At 50.0% G+C, this 24,372-nt stretch carries 20 protein-coding genes; 2 read left to right on the forward strand and 18 right to left on the reverse strand.

The genetic code is table 11. The features are described from left to right. Window positions 1-4: 4 nt before the first annotated feature. The 6 genes from alr to ACO0LB_RS05140 all read right to left on the reverse strand — a co-directional run bounded on the left by alr (window position 5) and on the right by ACO0LB_RS05140 (window position 6,805). On the reverse strand, window positions 5-1,141 hold the full coding sequence (alr, locus tag ACO0LB_RS05115) for an alanine racemase (protein WP_423047133.1): 1,137 nt from the start codon (window positions 1,139-1,141) through the stop codon (window positions 5-7). Window positions 1,142-1,604: 463 nt separating this feature from the next. Further along, a complete protein-coding gene (locus tag ACO0LB_RS05120) occupies window positions 1,605-2,024 on the reverse strand; it encodes an NUDIX domain-containing protein (protein WP_423047135.1) in 420 nt (139 codons plus the stop codon). Window position 2,025: 1 nt separating this feature from the next. Further along, a complete protein-coding gene (locus tag ACO0LB_RS05125; RefSeq protein ID WP_423047137.1) occupies window positions 2,026-2,895 on the reverse strand; it encodes an ATP-binding protein in 870 nt (289 codons plus the stop codon). A gap of 11 nt (window positions 2,896-2,906) precedes the next feature. Next, window positions 2,907-4,145, reverse strand: coding sequence for a bifunctional glutamate N-acetyltransferase/amino-acid acetyltransferase ArgJ (gene argJ, locus ACO0LB_RS05130; RefSeq protein ID WP_423047139.1), 1,239 nt, complete (start codon window positions 4,143-4,145; stop codon window positions 2,907-2,909). 248 nt (window positions 4,146-4,393) lie between these two features. Beyond that, a complete protein-coding gene (locus ACO0LB_RS05135) occupies window positions 4,394-5,587 on the reverse strand; it encodes an acyl-CoA dehydrogenase family protein (protein ID WP_423047141.1) in 1,194 nt (397 codons plus the stop codon). Window positions 5,588-5,596: 9 nt separating this feature from the next. Beyond that, window positions 5,597-6,805: an acyl-CoA dehydrogenase family protein gene (locus tag ACO0LB_RS05140; RefSeq protein ID WP_423047143.1), complete on the reverse strand. Its 1,209-nt coding sequence runs from the start codon at window positions 6,803-6,805 to the stop codon at window positions 5,597-5,599. 387 nt (window positions 6,806-7,192) lie between these two features. Between ACO0LB_RS05140 and ACO0LB_RS05145 the strand changes: the two genes are divergently transcribed. Beyond that, complete coding sequence (locus ACO0LB_RS05145; protein ID WP_423047145.1) at window positions 7,193-7,966, forward strand: IclR family transcriptional regulator; 774 nt, start codon at window positions 7,193-7,195, stop codon at window positions 7,964-7,966. A gap of 202 nt (window positions 7,967-8,168) precedes the next feature. On the opposite strand, the gene secA is transcribed toward ACO0LB_RS05145, so the two are convergent. Further along, entirely contained in the window at window positions 8,169-10,934 is a 2,766-nt protein-coding gene (gene secA / locus ACO0LB_RS05150) for a preprotein translocase subunit SecA (protein WP_423047147.1), read from the reverse strand. A gap of 172 nt (window positions 10,935-11,106) precedes the next feature. Further along, the gene (locus tag ACO0LB_RS05155; protein WP_423047149.1) at window positions 11,107-12,066 is read right to left on the reverse strand and encodes a M23 family metallopeptidase; all 960 of its coding nucleotides are present in this window, start codon (window positions 12,064-12,066) and stop codon (window positions 11,107-11,109) included. A 70-nt stretch (window positions 12,067-12,136) separates the two neighbouring features. On the opposite strand from ACO0LB_RS05155, the gene ACO0LB_RS05160 reads away from it, so the two are divergent. Continuing rightward, window positions 12,137-12,652 (forward strand): DciA family protein, encoded by a 516-nt coding sequence (locus ACO0LB_RS05160; protein ID WP_423047151.1) that lies wholly within the window; start codon window positions 12,137-12,139, stop codon window positions 12,650-12,652. Window positions 12,653-12,754: 102 nt separating this feature from the next. Here ACO0LB_RS05160 and lpxC read toward each other — a convergent pair whose 3' ends face one another. The 10 genes from lpxC to murD all read right to left on the reverse strand — a co-directional run bounded on the left by lpxC (window position 12,755) and on the right by murD (window position 24,343). Further along, window positions 12,755-13,690 (reverse strand): UDP-3-O-acyl-N-acetylglucosamine deacetylase, encoded by a 936-nt coding sequence (gene lpxC, locus ACO0LB_RS05165; protein WP_423047153.1) that lies wholly within the window; start codon window positions 13,688-13,690, stop codon window positions 12,755-12,757. 254 nt (window positions 13,691-13,944) lie between these two features. Further along, window positions 13,945-14,451: a peroxiredoxin gene (locus tag ACO0LB_RS05170; protein WP_423047155.1), complete on the reverse strand. Its 507-nt coding sequence runs from the start codon at window positions 14,449-14,451 to the stop codon at window positions 13,945-13,947. Between the two features lie 376 nt (window positions 14,452-14,827). Continuing rightward, window positions 14,828-16,027, reverse strand: a complete 1,200-nt coding sequence (ftsZ, locus tag ACO0LB_RS05175) for a cell division protein FtsZ (protein WP_423047206.1) — start codon at window positions 16,025-16,027, stop codon at window positions 14,828-14,830. A gap of 123 nt (window positions 16,028-16,150) precedes the next feature. Next, entirely contained in the window at window positions 16,151-17,383 is a 1,233-nt protein-coding gene (gene ftsA / locus ACO0LB_RS05180; RefSeq protein WP_423047157.1) for a cell division protein FtsA, read from the reverse strand. Further along, a complete protein-coding gene (locus tag ACO0LB_RS05185) occupies window positions 17,380-18,162 on the reverse strand; it encodes a cell division protein FtsQ/DivIB (RefSeq protein WP_423047159.1) in 783 nt (260 codons plus the stop codon). Before ACO0LB_RS05185 ends, ftsA begins: the two co-directional genes overlap by 4 nt. Window positions 18,163-18,176: 14 nt before the next feature. Beyond that, the gene (locus ACO0LB_RS05190) at window positions 18,177-19,145 is read right to left on the reverse strand and encodes a D-alanine--D-alanine ligase (RefSeq protein ID WP_423047161.1); all 969 of its coding nucleotides are present in this window, start codon (window positions 19,143-19,145) and stop codon (window positions 18,177-18,179) included. A gap of 17 nt (window positions 19,146-19,162) precedes the next feature. After that, window positions 19,163-20,548 carry a UDP-N-acetylmuramate--L-alanine ligase gene (murC, locus tag ACO0LB_RS05195; RefSeq protein WP_423047163.1) on the reverse strand — a complete coding sequence of 462 codons (1,386 nt, stop codon included), beginning with the start codon at window positions 20,546-20,548 and terminating at the stop codon, window positions 19,163-19,165. Then, window positions 20,545-21,627 (reverse strand): undecaprenyldiphospho-muramoylpentapeptide beta-N-acetylglucosaminyltransferase, encoded by a 1,083-nt coding sequence (gene murG / locus ACO0LB_RS05200; protein ID WP_423047165.1) that lies wholly within the window; start codon window positions 21,625-21,627, stop codon window positions 20,545-20,547. The genes murC and murG overlap by 4 nt, the downstream gene beginning before the upstream one ends. After that, the gene (gene ftsW / locus ACO0LB_RS05205) at window positions 21,624-22,757 is read right to left on the reverse strand and encodes a putative lipid II flippase FtsW (protein ID WP_423047209.1); all 1,134 of its coding nucleotides are present in this window, start codon (window positions 22,755-22,757) and stop codon (window positions 21,624-21,626) included. The genes murG and ftsW overlap by 4 nt, the downstream gene beginning before the upstream one ends. Window positions 22,758-22,840: 83 nt before the next feature. Further along, window positions 22,841-24,343 carry a UDP-N-acetylmuramoyl-L-alanine--D-glutamate ligase gene (gene murD / locus ACO0LB_RS05210; RefSeq protein WP_423047167.1) on the reverse strand — a complete coding sequence of 501 codons (1,503 nt, stop codon included), beginning with the start codon at window positions 24,341-24,343 and terminating at the stop codon, window positions 22,841-22,843. Window positions 24,344-24,372 lie beyond the last annotated feature (29 nt).

Consider the following 24,372-nt stretch of genomic DNA (forward strand, 5'->3'; position numbering starts at 1 on the left):
TGATTTAAGCGTTAGTTTGATGGGAAATCGTGGTTGAGGAATCTGAGTATTCACGCTGATAGCGCAAACCCAGACTGGTCAGAATTTCGTAGCCGATGGTATTGGCTTTGGCAGCAACCTGATCTACGGTGTTGGTCGCTGAAATCAGATCGACCAGCGCCCCCGGTTGCAAATGTGCAGCGTCGATCTGGCTGACATCAAGAGTGATCGTATCCATCGACACATTGCCAACCATTGGTACGGTCTTGCCTGCAATTTCGGCAACACCACGGTTGCTGAGACTGCGCATCCAGCCGTCTGCATAGCCGACGGCCACGGTCGCAATACGACTTGGTTTCTGACTACGCCAGGTTAAACCGTAACCAACGCCTGTATCCGCTGGAATGTCACGCGTCTGAATAATCCGTCCTTGCAGATGCGCTACAGCCTTCAGAGGATTGGGTTGACCTGCGACAGGTGCAACACCGTACAACGCGGCACCCGGACGAGCCAGATCAAAATGAAAATCCGTGCCCAGAAAAATACCGGAAGAATTGGCAAAACTTGCACCGCATGTAGGTAATCGGGAACGTAAAGCTTGAAATGTATGTAACTGAGAACGATTCATCGGGTGCGACTGATCTTCAGCACAAGACAAATGACTCATCAAAAACTGGATGTCAATACCACTCGATAACTCCGGATTAGCGACCCAATCATTGACTTCTTGTGTCGACAGTCCCATACGAGACATGCCGGTGTCGAGCTGCACGATCGCAGGCAATTGTTGTTGGCGGCTCGCAGCCAGCTCACGCCAGGCAGATATTTGCTGCGCGCTGTTGAGCACAGGAATACAGCGATGTTCCAGAAATTCTGCTTCGTAACCGACAGGAGAGCCGTGCATCACATAAATGGCAGCATCCAATGACAGGTGAGGACGTAAAACAATGGCTTCTTCCAGATGGGCGACAAAGAAATGCCGGCAACCCTCTTCGAACAACACTCTGGATATCTCGACAACACCCAGTCCGTAAGCATCCGCCTTCACCGCAGCACCGCACTTTGCCGTGCCGAGCATCTTACTCAAGAGGCGATAGTTATCTCGAACCGCCTGTAAATCAATTCGCAGGATCGCACCAGCTCTGCCAGCCACATATTGCATAGTTTCAACACTCCATCGCATTTTAGGGAATTGCGATTCGTAGTAGCAATCAGCGTGCCACAAAATTTTATTGAAAAAATTCAACGACTTATAAAATTTTCGTTGGATTCAAGAAAAAAATCGTATCAAATTCAATACAGACAATATTTCATTAATATGAAATATATTGAAATTTACCTCTATACAGCGCTTTAAACTGAGCTTTGTATTCATTTTCTTACACTGTATTATTTTCAATACAGTGTAATTAAATCCGACAGCAAATGATTAGCGCAGTCGGCAAAATAGCAGACAATCTGGGAAAAGGTGAGAAAAGTTGCGTTAAAAAGACAGGGAAATGTCGAGACTTGACAGCAAAGAAGAGTTCGGCAGGGTGTCCCGCCGAATTAAGATGCACAAAAACCGAGATGGGCATGAACCCAATTTGGTGCAGTGCGACAACAAAATATCATTATCAAAATAACTATAAAATTAACTCTGAATGATTTTTGTCGCGCAGCAAATCCAGCCACTCCAATAAAGGAATTGTTGCCGGCAATAAAGGGGACACAGCAAAACTGCCTTGCCAGGCAAATGCCTGTCCTTCCAGGCTTTGCGGCTCACCTTGCCAATCCCGGCTAATGTAAAAATGCAAACGCACATGCGCATGAGGATACACATACTCCACACCACACCAAGGATCCGCAGCGAGAATATGAATGCCTAACTCCTCAACGAACTCGCGCTTCAACGCCTCCAGAATGGATTCGCCGGATTCGACTTTACCACCGGGAAACTCCCAATATCCTTCATAGGGTTTTCCTGCGGGGCGTTGACCAAGCAATACGTCGCCGTTCGGCTTCATCAAAATGCCAACGGCAACATCAACAGGTTTTGCCGTCATCTTATTGCTCGGCCAGACGACCCGCATAGTCGCGGGCAAATTGCCATGCAACACGACCGGAGCGTGAGCCGCGCTGCAAGGCCCAGCGTAAAGCATCGCCACGCGCTGCCTCTGCCTGAGTTGCGTCACAGCCCATATCGTTGAGCCAGTAAGCGACGATATCGAGATAATCGTCTTGCTTGAATGGATAAAACGATATCCACAACCCAAAACGCTCAGACAAAGATATTTTTTCTTCTACCGTTTCGCTTGGATGTAAATCATCATCGTCGACATGTTTATAGCCAAGATTGTCAGAGGCTTTTTCTGGCAACAGATGGCGGCGATTAGAGGTGGCATAAATCAACACGTTATCCGATTGCGCCGAAATACTGCCGTCGAGTGCAACCTTCAGCGCCTTATAACCCGCCTCGCCTTCTTCAAAGGAAAGGTCGTCGCAAAAAATGATAAAGCGTTCAGGACGGCTGGCAACCAGATCGACAATATCCGGCAAATCCGCCAGATCAGATTTATCGACCTCGATCAGACGCAAGCCCTGATCTGCAAACTGGTTCAGACAAGCCTTGATCAGCGAAGACTTACCTGTACCCCGCGCCCCCGTCAACAGGACATTATTGGCCGGCTTGCCATGAATAAACTGGCGGGTATTCTGCTCGATCTGCCGTTTTTGTATGTCGACATGACACAAATCAGCCAGCGCAATCGCCGATGCATGACGCACTACTTGCAAAAAACCCTGGCCACCACGTTTGCGCCAACGAAAAGCAACGCCCAGATGCCAGTCAGGTGCAGGATGAGCGACTGGTAACAAGGTTTCCAGGCGGTTCAGCAAATGCTCGGCACGCAATAAAAATTGATCTAACTGAGTCATGGCATCACATCTTATGAACGATAATCGGCATTGATCGACACATAGTCATGCGACAGATCGCAAGTCCAGACCGTTGTCGCAGCGTCACCACGAGCCAGCTTTACACGAATGGTGATCTCGCTTTGCTTCATGACGCGCTGACCATCTTCTTCACGATAATCGGGATTACGTCCACCATTTTTTGCCACCCAGACATCATCGAGGTAGAGGTTCAGCTTGCTGACATCCAGATCGGTCACTCCAGCATAGCCAATCGCGGCAAGAATGCGACCCAGATTTGGATCGGAGGCGAAAAAAGCGGTTTTGACCAGTGGTGAATGAGCAATGGAATAGGCGATTTTTCTGCATTCTTCAACGTCGCGTCCCTCTTCTACTGCAATGCTGATGAATTTGGTGGCACCTTCACCATCACGAATAATCATGTGCGCCAGCTTTTGCGACAGCGCAACGACGGCCTCTGCCAGGGCAGCATATTCCGGCGTATCAATGTCATTGATCTCAACATCCGACGCGCCTGTCGCAATCAGCATGAAAGAATCATTGGTCGATGTGTCGCCATCGATGGTGATGCAATTGAAGGACTTATCGGCAGCTTGTTTAACCAGATGATCCAGCACCGATTGTGCGACTTTTGCATCGAAAGCGAGATAACCCAGCATGGTGGCCATGTTGGGTTTGATCATGCCGGCGCCTTTACTGATACCCGTCAGCGTCACTAACTTGCCGCCGATTGTGACCGTCGCGGATGCCGCCTTCGGTTGCGTATCAGTAGTCATGATTGCTTCGGCCGCCTCAAACCAGTGATGTTCACTCAGATTGGCAATCGCTTGCGGCAAACCAGCGACCAGGCGATCAACTGGCAAGGGTTCCAGAATCACACCAGTAGAAAATGGCAAAATGTGTGCGGCTTCGCATCCCAGCAAATCGGCCAGTGCGGCGCAAGTGGCGTTGGCAGCAGCCAGACCTGCATCGCCTGTTCCTGCATTCGCATTTCCTGTATTCACGACCAATGCGCGGATGGTACCGGAAGTCATATGCAGACCATCCAGATGGGCTTTACAGACCTGCACCGGTGCGGCACAAAAGCGATTCGTCGTGAATACGCCGGCAACGGTTGCAGTTGGTGCCAGCTCCATGACGAGCACGTCTTTGCGGTTTGCCTTGCGAATGCCTGCCTCCGCATATCCAAGACGAATACCGGCAACCGGTTTCAAGTCAGCAGCAACAGGAATAGGAGAATTGACGGCCATGATAAGTTCCTTGGAATGAAATCGAGCCGTCATTGTAGGGCATTTTGCTGCGCTGCGATGCTGTTTGCATGATCGCAAACAGGTTAACTGTCAGTTCGTGATCATGTCATAACAGCGTCACGGCAGAGTCACAAATACGTCACGAACGTGTTGTATCGGTACACCTTTATTCGCCACCAGCGCGCACTCGGCATTCTTTTGACTGCACCCTGAGCGTGGACGGTGAACTGTAAAACACCGCCAACACGTCACGATAACTGTCTGGCGTAATGTTCAAGATGCTGATCAGTGCTGCCAAACTGCAATTCAATCGCCATCAGTCGCTTAAAGTAATGACTGACATCAAGTTCATCCGTCACGCCCATACCGCCATGCAGTTGCACGGCCTGCTGTCCGACGAAACGACATGCTTGCCCGATCACGACTTTTGCGGCAGACAAGGCAAGGCTGCGTGCTTCCGGATCAGGATCGTCGGCGGACATGGCGGCCAGATAACTCATGGATCTGGCTTGTTCGATATGCAATACCATATCTGCCATCCGATGCTGCAATGCCTGAAATTGGCCGATAGCTGTCCCGAACTGGCGACGATTTTTGGTGTATTCCACGGTCGCTGCCAGTAATTTATCCAACGCGCCGACCGCCTCCGCGCAGACGGCTGCTAATCCTATATCCAGCACCTGACTGATCTGCGCGGACGCATCCGTCAGCGACAAGCGTTGTGCATCCGCTACCAGCACCTGTTCCAGCCGGACTTCGCTGGCAGCGATGCTGTCGACGGTGGAGTACGACGTGAGGCGCAGGCCGGGCGCATCGCGCGGCACCAGAAATACTGCCAGCTCTGCTGTTGAAGTCGAAGTTGAAGTTGAAGTTGAAGTTGAAGTTGAAGTTGAAGTGACGGAAGTTTGTGGCGATGCCGATGTGAGCACTGCTGTAACCAGCAGATGATCAGCGCAAGCGGCGTGTGATACCAGGCACTTATGTCCTTGCAAGCGATAGCCGCCATCTATCTGTGTAGCACGCGTCGTCACCGCCAGACGATCGAAGCGAGTGGCGGGCTCATCATGTGCCACGACAACAATCTGTTCGCCACTGGCTAAGGCTGGCAACAAACCGGCACGCTGCTCTTCTGATCCAAGCGAAGCAATCAATCTGCTCGCCATCACCGCGCTGGCAAGAAACGGCTCCAGCACCAGTGATTCACCGATCGCGCCCATCACCAGCAGCGTATCAATACCATTGCCACCGATACCGCCATCCTGTTCTGGAATCAACAGGGAGAGCAGCCCCAGATCGGCAAACCCTTGCCAGATATCGGGATGACATCCCTGTGCAGATGTCCGCTGTAACGCACGGCGCGCTTCAAAATGATATTCATGCGACAGAAAACGGCGCGTTGCCTCTTGCAACATCAGTTGTTCCTGAGAAAAGCTAAAGTCCATTGTGTGCTCCTACAAACCGATGATCATCTGGGCGATGATATTTTTCTGAATTTCATTTGACCCGCCATAAATCGACAGCTTGCGCATGTTCAGATAATTGGCAGCCAAAGAAGTGGCATAGGACGGGCCGACAGGATCGCCACTGAATCCCAGCTCCATCGCCTCGCGGCGCAATGGCAGAGCATAGGTGCCGACGACCTGCGTCAGTAATTCTGTGATCGCCTGCTGGATTTCAGTGCCTTTGATTTTCAATATCGATGCCTCCGGCCCCGGCGCACGTTGCTGCTGCTCAGCAGACAAGACGCGCAGATTGGTAATTTCCAGTGCGGTCAGATCAATTTCTATCTGGGCGATACGAGCGGCGAACAAGGGGTCTTTTAACAAAGGCTGACCATGCTTGATTTCCTGCTTCGCCAATTTTTTCAGGCGCGCCAGTTCGCGCTTGGCAATGCCGATGCCAGCAATATTGGTACGCTCATGCCCCAACAGAAATTTGGCATACGTCCAGCCCTGATTTTCGGTGCCGATCAGGTTATCTGCTGGCACACGTACATTGTCCAGCCAGACTTCATTGACTTCATGTGCGCCATCCATGCTGATGATAGGACGCACCGACACACCTGGCGATGTCATATCAATCAGCAAAAACGAAATCCCGCGTTGCGGTTTGACCTCATTGTCGGTACGCACCAGGCAAAAAATCCAGTCCGCGTATTGTGCCAGTGTGGTCCAGGTTTTCTGACCATTGACCAGATAATAGTGTCCGTCGTCGTCAACGCCACGTACTGCGCTGGTCTTCACCGAGGCAAGATCAGAGCCGGAGCCTGGCTCGGAATAGCCCTGACACCACCACTTCTGGCCAGAGATGATGTCCGGCAAAAAGCGCTGCTGCTGTTCGGCAGAACCAAATTCCATCAGTACCGGCGCCACCATCTTGGTGCCGAATGGCGGCAGACGCGGCGCACCCGCTGCCGCGCACTCCTCTTCAAAAATATACTTCTGCACCGCACTCCAGCCGGTTCCACCGAATTGCTGCGGCCAGCTGACAGCACCCCAGCCTTTTGCATGCAGGATTTTTTGCCAGCCAACGTAATCGTCTCTTGTCAGGATCAGACCATTCAACACTTTCTCGCGCAAGGCTGAAGGTAAGGAGGATTGCAGAAAGTCTTGCACCTCGCGGCGAAAACGCTGGTCTGCTTCGGTGAAATTCAGATTCATAACGCGTACACAGTCATCAGAAGAAAAAGCAACATAAGGAATGAAGAGTGTCTGAAATTAATATCCCAACAACATACTATCGCCGATGGGCAAGCTAGTGAGTAACATGCTATTCTGCATTGCAGAATTATGTTCCGCTATGCAATCTACAATGTAAAAGCTGTGATAAAAACCGTCAAGCCATTGATCAATCACAATGCAGCGACAACCATTGAACGACGATGATTCAGTGGCGTATAAATGACCCCTCATTCATGCAAAAAAGCAGCAATAAAGACGAATCAACCTATACTCCCCCTGTTTTTTAGTCAAAATAGCGTACCGTCCTTATATTTAAAGCACAGAAAAAATATACTCCCCTGAGTATTTCAAGAAGGAATATCGGCAATGAATACGAATAGCAAAGAAGATCGCCACTTTGTTACCGCACTGGCACGTGGGCTCGAAGTCCTGGCCTGTTTCCGTTCTGCAGACAAAGCGCTGGGCAACAACGATATTGCGAAACGATGCCAACTACCCAAATCAACGGTATCGCGTCTGACCTATACGCTGACCAAGCTCGGTTACCTGAATTACCTGCCGCATCAAGGTCAATATGCGCTGGGTTCTGCAACGCTGGCGCTGGGCAGTGCCATGATTGCGCGTATGGATGTCCGCCAACTGGCACGCCCGCTGATGCAGGAGCTGGCAGATTTTTCGCAGGGGATGGTGTCGCTGGGAATGCGCGACAAACTCAGCATGATTTATATCGAAAACTGCCGCAGCCAAACCGCACTGACACTGAGTCTGGATGTCGGCTCGCGGATTCCTGTCGCGACCACAGCAATGGGACGCGCTTTCATCGCACAACTGAGCGCAGCACATCAACAGCAAGTATTGGCAGATATTGCCGAGGCAGAACCAGCACGCTGGCCACAGTTGCAGAGCGAAATACAACAGGCTCTGCAAGAGTATGCTGAGCTTGGATGCTGTACGTCATTTGGCCAGTGGCAACCTGAAGTAAATGCCATTGCCGTGGCGTTTTCCCCCGGCCCCGGAATGATGCCAATGGCGATCAATTGCGGCGGGCCCTCTTTTGTATTGAAACAAGCATTTCTGATGGAAGAAGTGCGTCCACGACTATGCGATCTGGTGACACAGTTACAGCATCACTTGCGCTGAAACCACGCGGTCAGCACGATGAGCGCTCTGGGTGTGCGCGTAGTATGAGTCTTATGAGTCTTATGAGTCTTATGAGTCTTATGAGTCTTATGAGTGCTCTGAGCCTTGTGAGACTGATCAAGCTGACCTTGTAAGTCGTGAACGGAACAACATAAAAAAAAGGGGCGAAAATCGCCCCTTTTTACATCATGCAGCATCCGCGTTAAGCCAGCTTGCCATGACATTGCTTGTACTTTTTACCACTACCGCAAGGGCATGGATCATTACGTCCGACTTTCAGCCCGTAACTCAATTCAGACTGGGCTGAATCTGCTGCGGCCACGGCCGCCGGTGCCAGCATTTCCTCTGGAGAGGCATCGGCATCGAAATCAGCGTGCTGATAATGGATATTCTCGACTTGAGATTGCGCCATTTGCTCTTCTGCTGCTTCAATTTCTTCACGCGACTGGATGCGTACTGTCACGACCGTACGAACCACTTCGTTTTTAATCAGGTCCAGCATCTGACCAAATAATTCGAAGGCTTCGCGCTTGTATTCCTGCTTAGGATTTTTTTGTGCATAGCCACGCAAATGAATACCCTGGCGCAGGTGATCCAGCGCTGCCAGATGTTCACGCCAATGACTATCAATACTTTGCAGCATCACACTGCGTTCAAAACCGGCAAAAGATTCTTTACCGACCAGCGCCGTTTTTGCCTCATACGCGGTATTGGCGGCTTCTTGCACACGGGTCAGGATATCGTCATCAGTCAGGTTAGGCTCATCCGACAACATTTTTACCAGCGGCAAATCAAGCGCCCATTCATTTGCCAGCACTGCTTCCAGCGACGGAATATCCCATTGCTCTTCGACAGATTGCGCAGGCACGTAGGTGCGCACCACATCTTCAAACATGCCATTGCGCAGAGAGGCGACCAACTCGGTCATATCATGCGCTTCCAGCAATTCGTTACGCTGCTGATAAATGACTTTACGCTGATCGTTGGCCACGTCATCGTATTCCAGTAATTGCTTACGGATATCGAAGTTACGTGCTTCTACTTTGCGTTGTGCCGATTCGATCGAGCGTGAAACGATACCGGCCTCGATAGGCTCGCCTTCCGGCATTTTCAGTCTGTCCATGATCGCGCGCACGCGGTCGCCGGCAAATATGCGCAGCAACTGATCATCCAGTGACAGGTAGAAACGACTGGAACCAGGATCACCCTGACGACCGGAACGACCACGCAGCTGATTATCGACGCGGCGTGACTCATGGCGCTCGGTACCGATGATATGCAAGCCGCCAGCATTAACGACGTGCTCATTCAGCGATTTCCATTCATCGCGCAATTGTTGCGCCTGCGCCTGCTTGTCCGCATCCGACAATGCCGGATTCGCTTCAATCAACTGCACTTGCTTGGCCACATTACCACCCAGAACGATATCCGTACCACGCCCGGCCATGTTGGTCGCAATCGTGATCGCCTTTGGTCGTCCTGCCTGTGCAATGATTTCCGCTTCGCGCGCATGCTGTTTCGCGTTCAGCACGTTATGCGGTAATTTTGCTTTATTCAGAATGTCGGATAACAATTCAGAATTTTCAATCGACGTCGTGCCGACCAGTACCGGCTGACCGCGCTCATAACAATCCTGTATATCCTTGAGCATCGCGCCGTATTTTTCGCCCGCCGTTTTATAGACCTGATCCTGACGATCTTTGCGCTGCGAAGGACGATTAGGTGGAATAACAACGGTTTCGAGTCCGTAGATTTCCTGGAATTCATACGCCTCTGTATCCGCCGTGCCCGTCATACCGGACAATTTGGCATACATGCGGAAATAGTTCTGGAATGTGATCGACGCCAGCGTCTGATTCTCGTTCTGAATCTTGACGCCCTCTTTCGCTTCGACCGCCTGATGCAAGCCATCCGACCAGCGACGGCCAGTCATCATACGGCCAGTGAATTCATCAACGATGACGATTTCATCGTCCAGCACCACATAGTGCTGGTCTTTGAAATACAGCGCATGCGCGCGCAAGGCAGCGTACAGGTGATGAATCAGACTGATGTGCGCTGCGTCGTACAGGGACGCGCCTTCCGGCAACAAGCCCATTTGTGTCAGAATCTGTTCTGCTTTATCGTGACCGGCTTCGGTCAGCAATACCTGATGCGCTTTTTCATCTTTGGTGTAATCACCAGGCACTTCAATCTTGCCTTTGCCATCCGGTGTTTCTTCACCGATTTGCAAGGTCAACAGCTTCGGTACTTCATTGATCTTGTAATACAGTTCGGTATGATTTTCAGCCTGACCTGAAATAATCAGCGGTGTGCGGGCTTCGTCAATCAGAATCGAATCGACTTCATCAACGACAGCAAAATTCAGGCTGCGTTGTACGCGATCCTTGGCTTCATACACCATGTTGTCGCGCAGATAGTCGAAACCGAATTCATTATTCGTGCCATACGTAATATCAGAGGTATAGGCTTCCTGCTTGGCATCGTGATCGAGTTGCGACAGATTGATGCCTGTCGTCAGACCCAGCCAGCCATATAATTGGCCCATCCATTCGGCATCGCGCTGTGCCAGGTAATCATTCACCGTGACCACATGCACGCCTTTACCGGACAAGGCATTCAGATAGATAGGCAAAGTACCCATGAGGGTCTTACCTTCACCGGTTCCCATTTCGGCAATTTTTCCGTAATGCAAAACCATACCGCCTATCATCTGCACATCGAAATGGCGCATTTTCAGGACACGCTTGCTGGCCTCACGACAGACAGCAAACGCTTCAACCAACAGGCTGTCTAATGTTGCCCCGCCAGCCACGCGCGCCTTGAATTCGGCAGTCTTGGCCTGCAAGGCCTCATCTGACAAAGCTTCCAGCTGGGGTTCCAATGCGTTAATCTCACGCACTGTTTTTTGGTACTGTTTCAAAAGCCGTTGATTGCGGCTGCCGAATATCTTGGTCAGGAATGACATGCTATGGACGGAAAGTTAATTTCTGAAAAAAGCCGCTGCAAAAAACTTCATTGCACAGCAACAATAGGATAGTTCGCGATTCTACCATGCAGGACTACTCATTAGATCAGTACCGCCTGATCTAATCATGATTGCAATCAATGAGTTGGTGACTAAAACGGCAAACTCAAGCTCATTTCGGGCTGAATGTAGCCAGATTATCCTGATTTGCCTGATTTGCTCCCGCCGACAGGAATTTATGCGGATTTTGCGGTACATCTTTGACTCTGACTTCAAAGTGCAGATGCGCACCTGTGGAGCGACCAGTAGAGCCAATGTCGGCGACATGCTGGCCGCGCTTCACGATATCGCCCAGTTTGACGTAGATTTTAGAGGTATGAGCATAGCGGGTAACAATGTCGCCACCATGATCAATCTCCAGCATATTGCCAAATTGCGGATGATATTCAGCGGCAATCACTACTCCACCGGCAGCAGCGACGATAGGTGTGCCCGTCGGCCCAGAAAAATCGATGCCTTCATGGAATGCGCTTCGCCCCGTAAAAGGATCAAGTCGCCAGCCAAAACCCGATGCATTATAAGCAACGTTCACCGGTTGTATGGTGGGCAAGAGTTTGGATTTAATCTTAAAACCCATCAACTGCGTTTCTACGACATTCAGATAATCGGAACGATGTTCAACATCTTTTGCCATCGCGTCCAGCGCCGCCTGAAATTCAGATAAGTTCAGCTCGGTAGCTGGTGCGGAGGCGACTTCAGGGCCACCACGGCCAGGCAATTCCTTGAAATTGAATTCTTCGGGTTTGACGCCCGCCAGACCTTGCACCCGCTCGCCCAATGCATCCAGACGGATCAGCTGCGCCTGCATTTCACCCAGCTTGGTCGCCATTGCCGCCAGATTTTCTTTGACATAACGGTCTTTTGCCAGCGGATCATCCACATGCACAGCCGGCACCAGTTGTCGCACGAACGGCATATCCGCCCCTGCCAGACGCAATGTCAGCCCAGCCATCAGCGCTCCGCAAAACATACTGACCAACAAAAAAACAAGGAATCCGGCAATCACATGACGCGAGGATAAGGTCACGGATTTTGCTTGCGTAAAACGAGAGTGCATCAGAATAATTTGCATCAACAGGCTCCTGTGAAGACAACGAGCTTTGCCAATCTTGAAGCATGCTGTTTGTGGTATGGTATTGCGCATGTCAACATCGCCAAACCCTCCTTATCGCATCAACATCAAATTCGGCAAAAAACTGACCGGAGCCAGTGATGCCGCAGATTTTTTACGTCGTAACGATAAGATCTCTCCCTTACTGCCCACGATACAACGCAACGCCTCACTGCAAAAAGACTGCGGGGCCATTTTGCCCCCGATGTTTGATAGTTGCGAAGTCATGCAACTGGCTGATGGTCAATTGACGCTCTCATCGCCGAACGCTGCCATTGCCGCCAAACTCAAACAACAGTGTCCAAAATTGCAATCACATCTGCAAGATCGGGGCTGGCAGATTAACGCAATCCGGATCAAAGTACAAGTAAGAAGGGTAGTAGAGAAAGTTGCCCCACAGAAACAATTGGCGCTTCCTGGCAGGGCCTTGCAGGCGTTTGGTGCGTTAGAAAATGCACTTGAAGATACGCCACAAAATGCAGATTTACGCGCAGCGCTACATCATCTGATACAACGCCACCATCTTCCGCGGGATACCGAAAAATAGCTGGCGACTATTTCCACAAAATATACTCAGGTGGAGTATTAATATTAGCCCCTGCATTATTCATGTGGAGAATGGCATTTTAAAGACATACTCCCCCTGAAATCAGACTTGCTCCCATTCCCTTATGCCCAGTTTTGCGTACGAAGGCGGCGCCAGATGCGCCTCATCAAATGTGACGATGTCATAGGCATCAGGCTGCGCCAGCAAAGCACGCAGTAGCTGGTTATTCAAACCATGTCCCGACTTATGCGCGGTATAGCTTGCCAGCAAAGGGTGTCCGATCAGATATAAATCACCGATGGCATCGAGGATTTTATGCCGCACAAATTCATCGTCAAAACGCAAACCGTTGGCATTCAGAATGCGGTATTCATCCATCACGATCGCATTTTCCATTGAGCCGCCGCGCGCCAGACCAATCCCGCGCAGCATTTCTACGTCTTGCATAAAGCCAAACGTGCGTGCTCTCGCTACGTCTTTAACAAAAGACACTTTAGAAAAATCGACCTCTGCTGTCTGCACCGTACCATCCACCGCAGGATGATTAAATTCAATAAAGAAGTGCAGTTTGAAACCATCGAATGGTTCCAACCGCGCCCATTTTTCTGATGCACCACTTCCTTCGCGAATTTCAACGGGCTTTAAAACACGAATGAATTTTTTCGCGGCATTCTGTTCCTGCATGCCGGCTTGCTGCAAAAGATAAACAAAAGAGGAAGCCGAACCATCCATAATCGGAATTTCTTCAGCACTGATGTCGATGTATAGATTGTCAATACCAAGGCCCGCGCAAGCGGACAGCAAGTGCTCTACGGTGGAAACTTTTTCACCGTTATTCGATAAGGTGGACGCCATTCTGGTATCCCCGACATTCAGAGCCTGCGCCGGAAACACGACTGGTGGCTGCAAATCGGTGCGTGTAAATACAATACCGGTATCGACCGGTGCCGGTCGCAATACCAGATCTACTTTGGTGCCTGAGTGCAAACCAACGCCGATGGTTTTAACTTCTTGTTTGATCGTTATTTGTTTTAGCATCCCGCTATTATATCGTGTAGTAGTTGCCCCCCTGCTCCGCTCAGACACGCGCACATATCAAAACAGGATCGCTTGATCACAAAATGCAACATTCAGTCACGCGGCTCATGCCATCATATTCATCATGCCCATCACGAAAAAGCGGCGCATATCATCAACGATATACACCGCTTATCTACAACTCTGAGATACGCCACTGAGTTACTCTTCTTCTCAGAAGCCCACAGTAATGACTGCGGACTCAGCTATGTCAGTTATGCCAGTTGCGCCAGCAAAGTTTCTGCGTTCGACACTTCAAACTTGCCGCCTTCTTCGATATTCAATTGTTTGACCACACCATCCACAGCCAGCAAAGAATAGCGCTGCGAACGTGTACCCATACCGAATCGGCTGAAATCAGCATCCAGACCCAGGGCTTTACTAAATGCCGCATTTCCATCAGCCATCATGCGCACGATGCCAGTCGCTTTTTGATCGCGTCCCCAGGCACCCATGACGAATGCATCATTCACAGAGATACACCAGATTTCATCAACGCCTTTGGCTTTCAAATCAGCCGCATGCGCGACATAACCTGGTACGTGTTGAGCGGAACATGTCGGCGTGTAAGCACCTGGCAAACCAAAAATGGCAATCGTTTTGCCTTTAGTAATTTCCGCCACATTGAACGTGTTCGGGCCGAGCGAACAACCTTCAGCTTCCACTTCAATAAATTCTGCCAGGCTGCCCTCAGGCAAAGTATCGCCAATCTTGATAGTCATGTTTGCTCCTTATTTAATTGATCACGAGTTTGTCTTGCTTACCATCGCCTTGTAATGCACGTTACCCGCACATTTTACCTACTCATATTATCGCGCAGGTTACAAGGTCACATCAGAAGCACCGACTGGGCGCAAGTATGCCTGAGTCTGATGTTTCCTGCTGACCCCGGGAAATATCATCATCAGTGAAAATCAGTAAAAACAAATAGGACTTACTCAACATTGTCCCGGCAAGGCATGGCGACGAAGGCAGCACGGCTTGTACGACAAGGATTCATCGCGCCGCCGGGGCGATTTTGCGTAGTCGAGGCATAAAAAAACCAGCATCGCTCAGTATGCTGGTTTCAATGAAAAAGACTATTGAAAAACGCTAATCTCAGTCTGCTTGTTTGCGCAGGAAAGCTGGGATATCGTAAGTTTCCATGCCATTTTTTTCCAGTGCACGCACAGTTTCGGAAGCTGATTCGCGACGCCATACTGCCGGTTTGCTTAAACCATCAAATCCCGCTGCTGCAGTACCCATGCCATGAGTCACTGTGGTAGTCGCCATTGCTGGTGCGGCCATCATTGGCTCATTATGCGTACCAGTGCGCAGCATCGGAGTCTGTACTAACTGGATATTTTTCTTGCCACGACCCAAGCCTGTTGCCACCACAGTCACACGGATATCATCACCCATTGCATCGTCATAGGCAATACCTTGTGCAATCGATGCATCAGGGGCTGCAAACGCGCGAACTGCTGACATCACTTCGCGAATTTCTTTACCTTTGAGTCCACGGCTGGCAGTCACGTTCACCAATACGCCGCGCGCACCAGACAGATCAATGCCATCCAGCAGCGGAGAAGCAACTGCCTGTTCTGCGGCAATACGCGCACGATCCAGACCTGACGCTGTTGCAGTTCCCATCATGGCCTTACCCTGCTCGCCCATAATCGTCTTGACGTCGTTGAAGTCGACATTGATATGACCAGGAACATTGATGATTTCCGCAATACCCGCAACCGCGTTGTTCAACACATCGTCGGCGTGTTGCAGCCATTCGATCATGCTGTCATCTTCGTAAATTTCTTCCAGCTTTTCATTGAGGATAATGATCAGGGAATCGACATGCTGAGACAACGCGTCCAATCCTTCATCAGCGATATCCATGCATTTTTTGCCTTCGTACGAAAATGGTTTCGATACGACAGCAACAGTCAATGCACCTAATTCTTTTGCGACCTGCGCAACTACCGGAGCAGCTCCTGTGCCGGTACCACCGCCCATACCGGCAGCAATGAACACCATATGAGCACCACGTAATGCATCTTCGATACGTGCGCGGGAGTCTTCTGCCAGCTTGCGACCCACTTCTGGTTTCATCCCTGCACCCAAACCGGTTTCACCGATCTGAATAACATTATGTGCTTTGGACTGTTGCAACGCTTGTGCATCAGTATTGGCTGCAATAAATTCAACGCCGGACACGCCTTTGTTGATCATATGCTGAACCGCATTTCCACCCGCACCACCCACGCCGACAACCTTAATTACGGTGCCTTGTGTGGCGTGATCAACAATATCGAACTCCATCATGACTCCTCCAGGTAGGCAGTTATTAGTCGATAGTGATCACCCGATGTGACGACTAGCGGCTAACAACTGTATATCAGACCATTATAAAATGACTACACCGATTTAGGTACAAAATGCTGACTAAAAATTCCCTAAAAACCACTCTTTCATCCGTTGCCAAACCGCTTTTGCAGAACCTTCCTGTCTTGTCACGAGATGACCACGTAAATACTGCTTCTTCGCTTCCAACAACAACCCTAAAACCGTTGCGTATCGAGGGCTGCGTACCACATCTGCGAGCTGTCCACTGTACGCTGGCATACCCAATCGGGTAGGCTTTAAAAATATATCTTCTGCCATTTCCACCATGCCTGGCATGGCAGCAGAACCACCAGTCAACACAATGCCGGATGACAGTACATCTTCATAACCGGACTCGCGTACCACTTGATGCACAAGCGCGAATAATTCTTCTACCCGAGGCTCAATCACGGCGGCTAATGCCTGACGTGATAAAGAGCGTGGGCCACGATCGCCAAGCCCCGGTACTTCCAAGGTATCAGCGGGATCGGCCAGCACTTGTTTCGCGACACCAAAACGTACTTTGATTTCCTCGGCTTCAGAAGTCGGCGTGCGTAATGCCATCGCGATGTCATTCGTGATCTGGTCACCAGCAATCGGAATCACCGCTGTATGACGAATCGCGCCTTCACTGAAAACGGCAACATCCGTTGTGCCACCGCCGATATCAATCAATACGACGCCTAGTTCTTTTTCATCCTTGGTCAATACAGCCTCGGCTGATGCCATCGGCTGTAAAATCAAATCAGATACTTCAAGACCGCAACGACGCACGCACTTGACAATATTCTGCACCGCCGACACTGCACCCGTCACGATATGTACTTTGACTTCCAGGCGAATACCGCTCATGCCTATCGGTTCGCGCACATCGTCCTGGCTATCAACGATGAATTCCTGCGGCAATGTATGCAGCAATTGCTGATCAGTCGGGATATTGACTGCTTTTGCAGTTTCAATAACGCGAGAGACATCGGTTGCAGTGACTTCTTTATCCTTAATTGCCACCATGCCGCTCGAATTAAAACTACGGATATGGCTGCCGGCAATCCCTGTATACACGTGACGGATTTTGCAATCGGCCATCAATTCGGCTTCTTCCAGCGCGCTTTGTATTGATTCAACCGTCGCTTCGATATTGACTACAACGCCTTTTTTCAGCCCTTTGGATTCATGCTGTCCAAGGCCGATGATTTCATGTCGGCCATCGGGCATGACTTCCGCCACCACCGCCACGATTTTTGAGGTACCGATATCGAGACCAACGATTAAATTTTTCGCGTCTTTTGTCATGTCTTTCCACTTGCTTTTGTTTGCTTTTTCAATCCCATAGAACTATGGCTCGACTTCAATGCCAGTCCATTTGGATAACGCATGTCTACACTTTCAATACTGTCCTGCAAACTGGCCAACAACTGCGGATACACTGTCATCAGTTTGTCTACGCGTTGCCTGAGCATCGTTTCATCCTGCACCCTGCCCAACTCTACGCGCATGCCATTGTTTAACTTTACGCTCCAAGCGTAACGACTGGAATAGCTGACAGACTCGGGTGCCAGATTTATTTTTGCGAACCAGGTTTTAAAGTTCTGATATCTGGCCAGCACTTCCTTTTCACTGCCTTCTGGCCCGTTTAACTCCACCAGATCCACGTCTTCTTCTGCTTCAGCCAGATTGGCCGTAAATACATCACCAGCCACAGAAATCAGCTGATCTCCTTCGCCCCACGTACCAAGGGGAGTGTGTTCTTCCAGCGTGACCACCAGTCGGTTTGGCCATTCGCGCTGAACACTGGCTTTACGTACCCAGGGTACGGACTCAAATGCAAGTCGAACCATATCCAGATTGGCGGTAAAAAAATTACCTTTTATTTTTGGCAATGCGCTGTTACGTATCGTCAATGCATTCACGTGGCGCAACACCGTTGTCTGCCCGCTTTCCACCCTGATGGATTTGAGCGTAAACATAGGACGCTGTATGACCCACCAAACACCGGTCACCAGCAATGCGAGCAATATCAGTCCAAACAGCGCATTGGAGATATTGTTCAACATTTTGACGTCATGCCACATCAGAGTATGTTCCTTTATTGGTGCTGATCAGATTTAATTTTCAGACGTGCCGTTTTCAAAATTTCCAGGCACAAATCTTCATAACTGAGCCCCACGGCACGAGCGGCCATCGGCACCAGCGAGTGACCTGTCATTCCCGGAGAAGTATTGATTTCCAATAAAAACGGCTGCTGATCTGACTGACGCAGTAATACATCAATACGCGCCCAACCTTCGCAATCGACAGCACGATACGCATCTACCGCCATTTTTTGTATTTGAGCAGTCAGGTTCGCATCCAATGGCGCCGGGCAAAGATATTTGGTATCGTCAGTAAAGTATTTGTTCTGGTAATCATAGTTACCATCGGGTGCCACAATCTCAATCACAGGCAAGGCATATGCTTGCTCGCCACGTCCGAGAACAGCAACTGTCAGTTCACGCCCTTCAACAAACTGCTCAGCCAATACGACCTCATCAAATTGAGCAGCCAATTCATAAGCCTGCTGTACTTCGTTGATCGCTGTCACTTTCGTGATACCAATCGTTGAACCCTCATGAGGCGGTTTGAGGATAAATGGCAAACCCAGAGTGGCGGCGACTGCCTGCAAATTACTTTGCGCATTCAGAACAGCATATTCCGGGGTACTCAAAGAATGAGTCTGCCAGATGCGTTTGGTAAAAATCTTATCCATCGCAATCGCAGATGCCATCACACCGCTACCAGTGTAAGGAATATTCAGTTGCTCAAGCACACCTTGCAGACTGCCATCTTCACCGTAGCGACCATGCAACGCAATAAAGACCCGATCAAATTTTTCGGCAGCGAGTTCGGCAATACTACGTTCTGCCGGGTCAAACGGATGGGCATCGACGCCCTTGCTTTTCAATGCCGCCAGCACACCGTTTCCAGACATGACAGACACATCACGTTCAGCAGAACGACCGCCAAACAAGACGCCGACTTTACCCAAAGACTGATTATTCAATTCGCTCATTATCATTTCACCACGAAAAAACTTTACTTCGCCTGTGCCAGTTTGCCTGGCACAGCACTGATGGAACCGGCTCCCATGACGATCAATACATCGCCATCCTTCAATACATGCGCCAGATTGTCTGGCATCTCCTGAATATTCTCGACAAATACCGGTTCCACTTTACCTGCCACGCGCAAGGCACGCGTCAGCGCACGACCATCCGCTGCAACAATCGCATGTTCACCTGCCGCATAGACTTCAGCCAATACAACTGCATCGGCAGTCGAAATCACTTTGACAAAATCTTCAAATAAATCACGGGTGCGAGTGTAGCGATGCGGCTGAAAAGCCAGAACCAGTCGACGATCTGGATACGCACCGCGGGCAGCGGCCAACGTCGCGGCCATTTCCACTGGGTGATGTCCATAATCATCCACCAACGCAAATGTGCCACCGTCAGCCAATGGAATTTCTCCATACCGCGTAAAGCGACGCCCGACGCCATTGAATTCACTCAATGCTTTTTGAGTAGCTTCGTCTGCTACGCCGATCTCACGCGCAATCGCGATCGCCGCACAAGCATTCTGCACATTGTGCATTCCAGGTTGATTCAGGCTGACTTGCATATCGGCATAACCGTCCTGCACCACAGTAAAATGCATTTTCCCACCAGATGCACTTGCATTGACGGCGCGTACTTCGGCTTCTTCATGAAAACCATACGTCACAATATGCTTGGAAACGAATGGCATAATTTCTCGTACATTCGCATCATCCAGACACAACACTGCGACACCATAGAAAGGTAAGCGCTGGGTAAATTCGATAAATGCCTGCTTCAGCTTGGCGAAGTCATGTCCATAGGTTTCCATATGATCGGCATCAATATTAGTGATGACCTCAATCACGGGCAACAAATTCAGAAAAGAAGCATCTGACTCATCGGCTTCTGCAACGATGAAGTCGCCACTGCCTAATTTTGCATTGGCTCCTGCACTATTCAATCGCCCACCAATCACAAAGGTAGGATCCATCCCCCCTTGTGCCAATACACTGGCAACAAGACTGGTGGTAGTCGTTTTGCCGTGCGTGCCGGCGATAGCAATGCCACTCTTTAAGCGCATGAGTTCAGCCAGCATCAGCGCACGCGGTACGATAGGAATATGCCTGGCTCTCGCCGCAATGACTTCGGGATTATCTGCTTTGACGGCCGTTGATGTGACAACGGCATCGGCACCCGCAATATTTTCTGCTGCATGGCCCAGTCTGACATCCGCGCCCAGTTCAGCAAGGCGCTGAGAAGCAGCGTTGCTACCGAGATCAGAGCCAGAAATGGTATATCCAAGATTTAACAACACCTCGGCAATGCCACTCATGCCTGAGCCGCCAATGCCGACAAAATGTATATGTTTAACTTTGTGTTTCATGCAAGTGCTTCCAAAATTGTTGCGATGTTCTCACTCGCTTCACGCTGTCCCAGCGCATAGGCGGTTTGCGCCATGGCCAGGCACTGCTCTCTGCTAAGTGCTTGTAACTGAGCGGCAAGTAATGCCGGCTTTAATTCTGTCTGTGGCAAATGAACAGCTGCTTTTTGCTGCGCCATCCAGACTGCATTGTCTTTTTGATGTGATGTGCTGGAAGCCATAAATGGCACCAAAATACTGGCAACACCTGCTGCCGTTAATTCAGATATGGTAATGGCGCCGGCGCGACAAATGACCAGATCGGCCTCGGCATAACGACGTGGCATATCATCGATAAAATCGAGAATTTCTGCCTGCACGCCAGCATTCTGATAACTCGTACGCAAAGCATCAATATTCTGTTTGCCCGACTGATGTGTCACCTGGGGACGTAATGCTTCAGGTATCAATGCCAAGGCTTGTGGCAAACAATCATTCAAGACCCTGGCTCCGAGACTGCCACCAACCACCAGAATCCGCAATGCACCGGCGCGGGATGCATAACGTTGTGCGGGCAGCGGCAAAGCACAAATTTCCTTGCGTATAGGATTACCGGTCACTTGCGTTTTATTGTCTGACAACATTGACTCGGAGGGCAGTCCAAATAATAGTTTGCTGGCAAATGGTTTTAACATTTTGTTTGACAGCAGCAATGCTGCATCAGCATTCATCAGCACAACAGGCGTTCCACGCAAGTGAGCCATGATGCCACCGGGCACAGTGACATATCCCCCCATACCGAGTACGACATCCGGCTTACGCTGCATAAGAATCCGGCGGCAATTCCAAAAACTGGCGCACAATTTAAAGGCGCCTACCAATGTATGCTTCCATCCTTTACCACGCATACCGGAAAAATCGATGCTATCCATCGTCACGCCATGTTTAGGCACAATCTGGCACTCCATACCGCTGGTGGTTCCCAGCCATGACACCTGCCAGCCACGCGCCGTCATCATCTCAGCAATCGCAAGACCAGGAAAAATATGGCCACCGGTTCCGGCTGCCATAATCATCAGATTTTTTTTCTGTGTTTGCTTCATACGCGTCCTCCGCGCATCAGGACACGATTTTCATAATCAACACGTAACAAAATTGCCAACCCTACACAATTGGTCATCACACCGGACCCACCATAGCTCATCAATGGCAGCGTCAGACCTTTGGTCGGCAGCAAACCAAGATTCACACCCATATTGATAAACGCCTGCACACCAATCCAGATGCCGATTCCCTTGGCAGTCAATCCTGCAAAGGTTTGATCCAGCGCAATCGCCTGACGTCCGATTTCAAATGCGCGCTTCAGAAGCCAGTAGAACAATAAAACAACCGCCATTACACCGACAAAACCGAGCTCCTCACCAATCACTGCCAGCAAAAAATCCGTATGCGCTTCTGGTAAGTAATGTAATTTTTCCACGCTGGCACCCAAGCCAACGCCAAACAATTCTCCGCGTCCGAATGCGATCAGCGAGTGCGATAACTGATAAGCTTTACCCAATGCATTTTCTTCTACCCAAGGATTCAGGTACGCAAAAATACGTTCGCGTCGCCATGGGGACAAGGCAATCACCAAAGTAAAAATGCCTACCAGCGTCGCTGCAATACCGCCAAACCAGATGCCGTTGATACCGCCCAAAAACAAAATGCCCATCGCAATACAGACAATGACACCAAAAGCGCCAAGATCTGGTTCCAGCAATAACAACAGCCCGACAACACCCACCGCCATTAACATAGGGAAAAAACCCTTGGTCAGTTTGTGCATGTACTCCTGTTTGCGCACGGTGTAATCTGCGGCATACAAGACCATAAACAGTTTCATCAACTCGGAAGGTTGCAAGTTCAGCACTTTCAAAGGCAACCAGCGTTTCGCGCCATTCACGCCTTTACCAACACCTGGAATCAATACGGCAATCAACAAAATCAATGTGCCAACGAACAAATAAGGCGCATATTTTTGCCAGGCTTCGATCGGCACACGAAAAAAGAAGGCACCTGCAATCACAGAAATCAACACAAACATTGCCTGACGAATCAGGAATTGTGCATTGGTATAGTTCGCATATTTCGGCGAATCGGGTAGTGAAATCGAAGCGGAATACACCATCACCATTCCGAACAACATCAATATCATGGTGACCCAGATCAGTGGCTGGTCGTAAGTCATCATCTTTGACCGATGCACTAACTGTGTCTCTGGTGCCGGAGATGAAAATGGCAACCAGCGCTGTAATGGGAGCAGAATCTGTTTCATCAGCAAATCTCTCCCCGACTCAACGCCACTTCGCGCACTGCATCCACGAATACCTGGGCACGATGAGCGTAGTTACGGAACATATCCAGACTGGCGCACGCTGGCGATAACAAGACAATATCGCCTTCAACAGCAAGAGCTGCTGCTGCTTCCACTGCATTTTCCAGACTGGCATAGTCTTGCAGATCCACTCCTGATACAGCAACGGCTTCACGTATCTCGCTTTTTGCTTTACCGATCAACAGCACCGCTTTGGTATATCGTCCGACCGGATCCGCCAGAGGCGAAAAATCCTGACCTTTTCCTTCACCACCAGCCAGCAAAATAATACGTTTTTGTTGGTGAAGCGCTTGCTGCCCCAAACCATTGAGTGCGGCAACCGTGGCGCCTACATTCGTTCCCTTGCTATCATCAATGTAGTCAACACCAGCAACTGAAGCGATGAGTTCGACACGATGCGGCTCCCCCGTATATTCACGTAAGCCATGCAATAATGGTGCAAATGCCAGACCGATAGCGCGGCACAAAGCCAGCGCAGCGAGCGCATTGGCGGCGTTGTGTTGACCACGTATCTGTAATGCATCGGTCGGCATTAAACGACTGATGATGACAGGAATTTCTTCGGCGTCTTTTTTCTTACGACGGCCCGTTGCTACTGGCGCATCCTCCGCTGGATTGGCAACAACCAGCCAGCTCATGCCATGCTCATTCAATAACCCAAGATCACCCATATTGACTGGCGTATCGACACCAAATGTGAGTGAGGGTGCATGCACTGTTTGCATCGCCATCACCTGAGGGTCATCGCGGTTCAACAGACGAATGGTGTGTTCACCAAATATCTTGGCCTTATCTGCACAATACGCCTGCAAATTTCCATGCCAGTCGAGATGATCCTGCGTGATATTGAGCACGGTGGCAACATCTGCCTGCAAACTAAAAGTGGTGTGTAACTGGAAGCTGGATAATTCCAATACCCATACTTGCGGCAAACTATCCTGCTCGAGCTCTTCACGCAAAACATCCAGCATAGCGGGACTGATATTGCCAGCCACTCTGACTGACAAACCTGCACGCTGACATAACAATCCAGTTAAGCTGGTGACTGTGGTTTTACCATTCGTGCCGGTAATCGCAATCACTTTTGGAATATAGTCTCGCTGAACACGCAAATCAGCTAAAGCCTGAGCGAATAATTCTACTTCGCCCCACAGAGGAATATTTTTTTCCTGCATCACCGGAAGCAGCTCTTTTAACTCCAGCAAAGGTGATAAGCCCGGACTGGCGACAACAATATCCATGTTCTCCAGCAAGGCCGGAGTAAAGGCTGCGCCGACAAATTCTGTCTCCGGCGACACATCACGCAACACTGCCAGACGTTCTGGGTGCTCTCTGGTATCCGCCACACGTACGCGCGCACCGGCACGCAACAACCAGCGTGCCATCGCCAGGCCTGATTCACCCAGACCCAATACCAATACGTGTTTTTGCGATAAATCCATAACCACTATTTCTACAATATAAATAACAT

The sequence above is a fragment of the Undibacterium sp. SXout7W genome (assembly GCF_049339385.1).
Classification (GTDB): Bacteria; Pseudomonadota; Gammaproteobacteria; order Burkholderiales; family Burkholderiaceae_D; genus Undibacterium.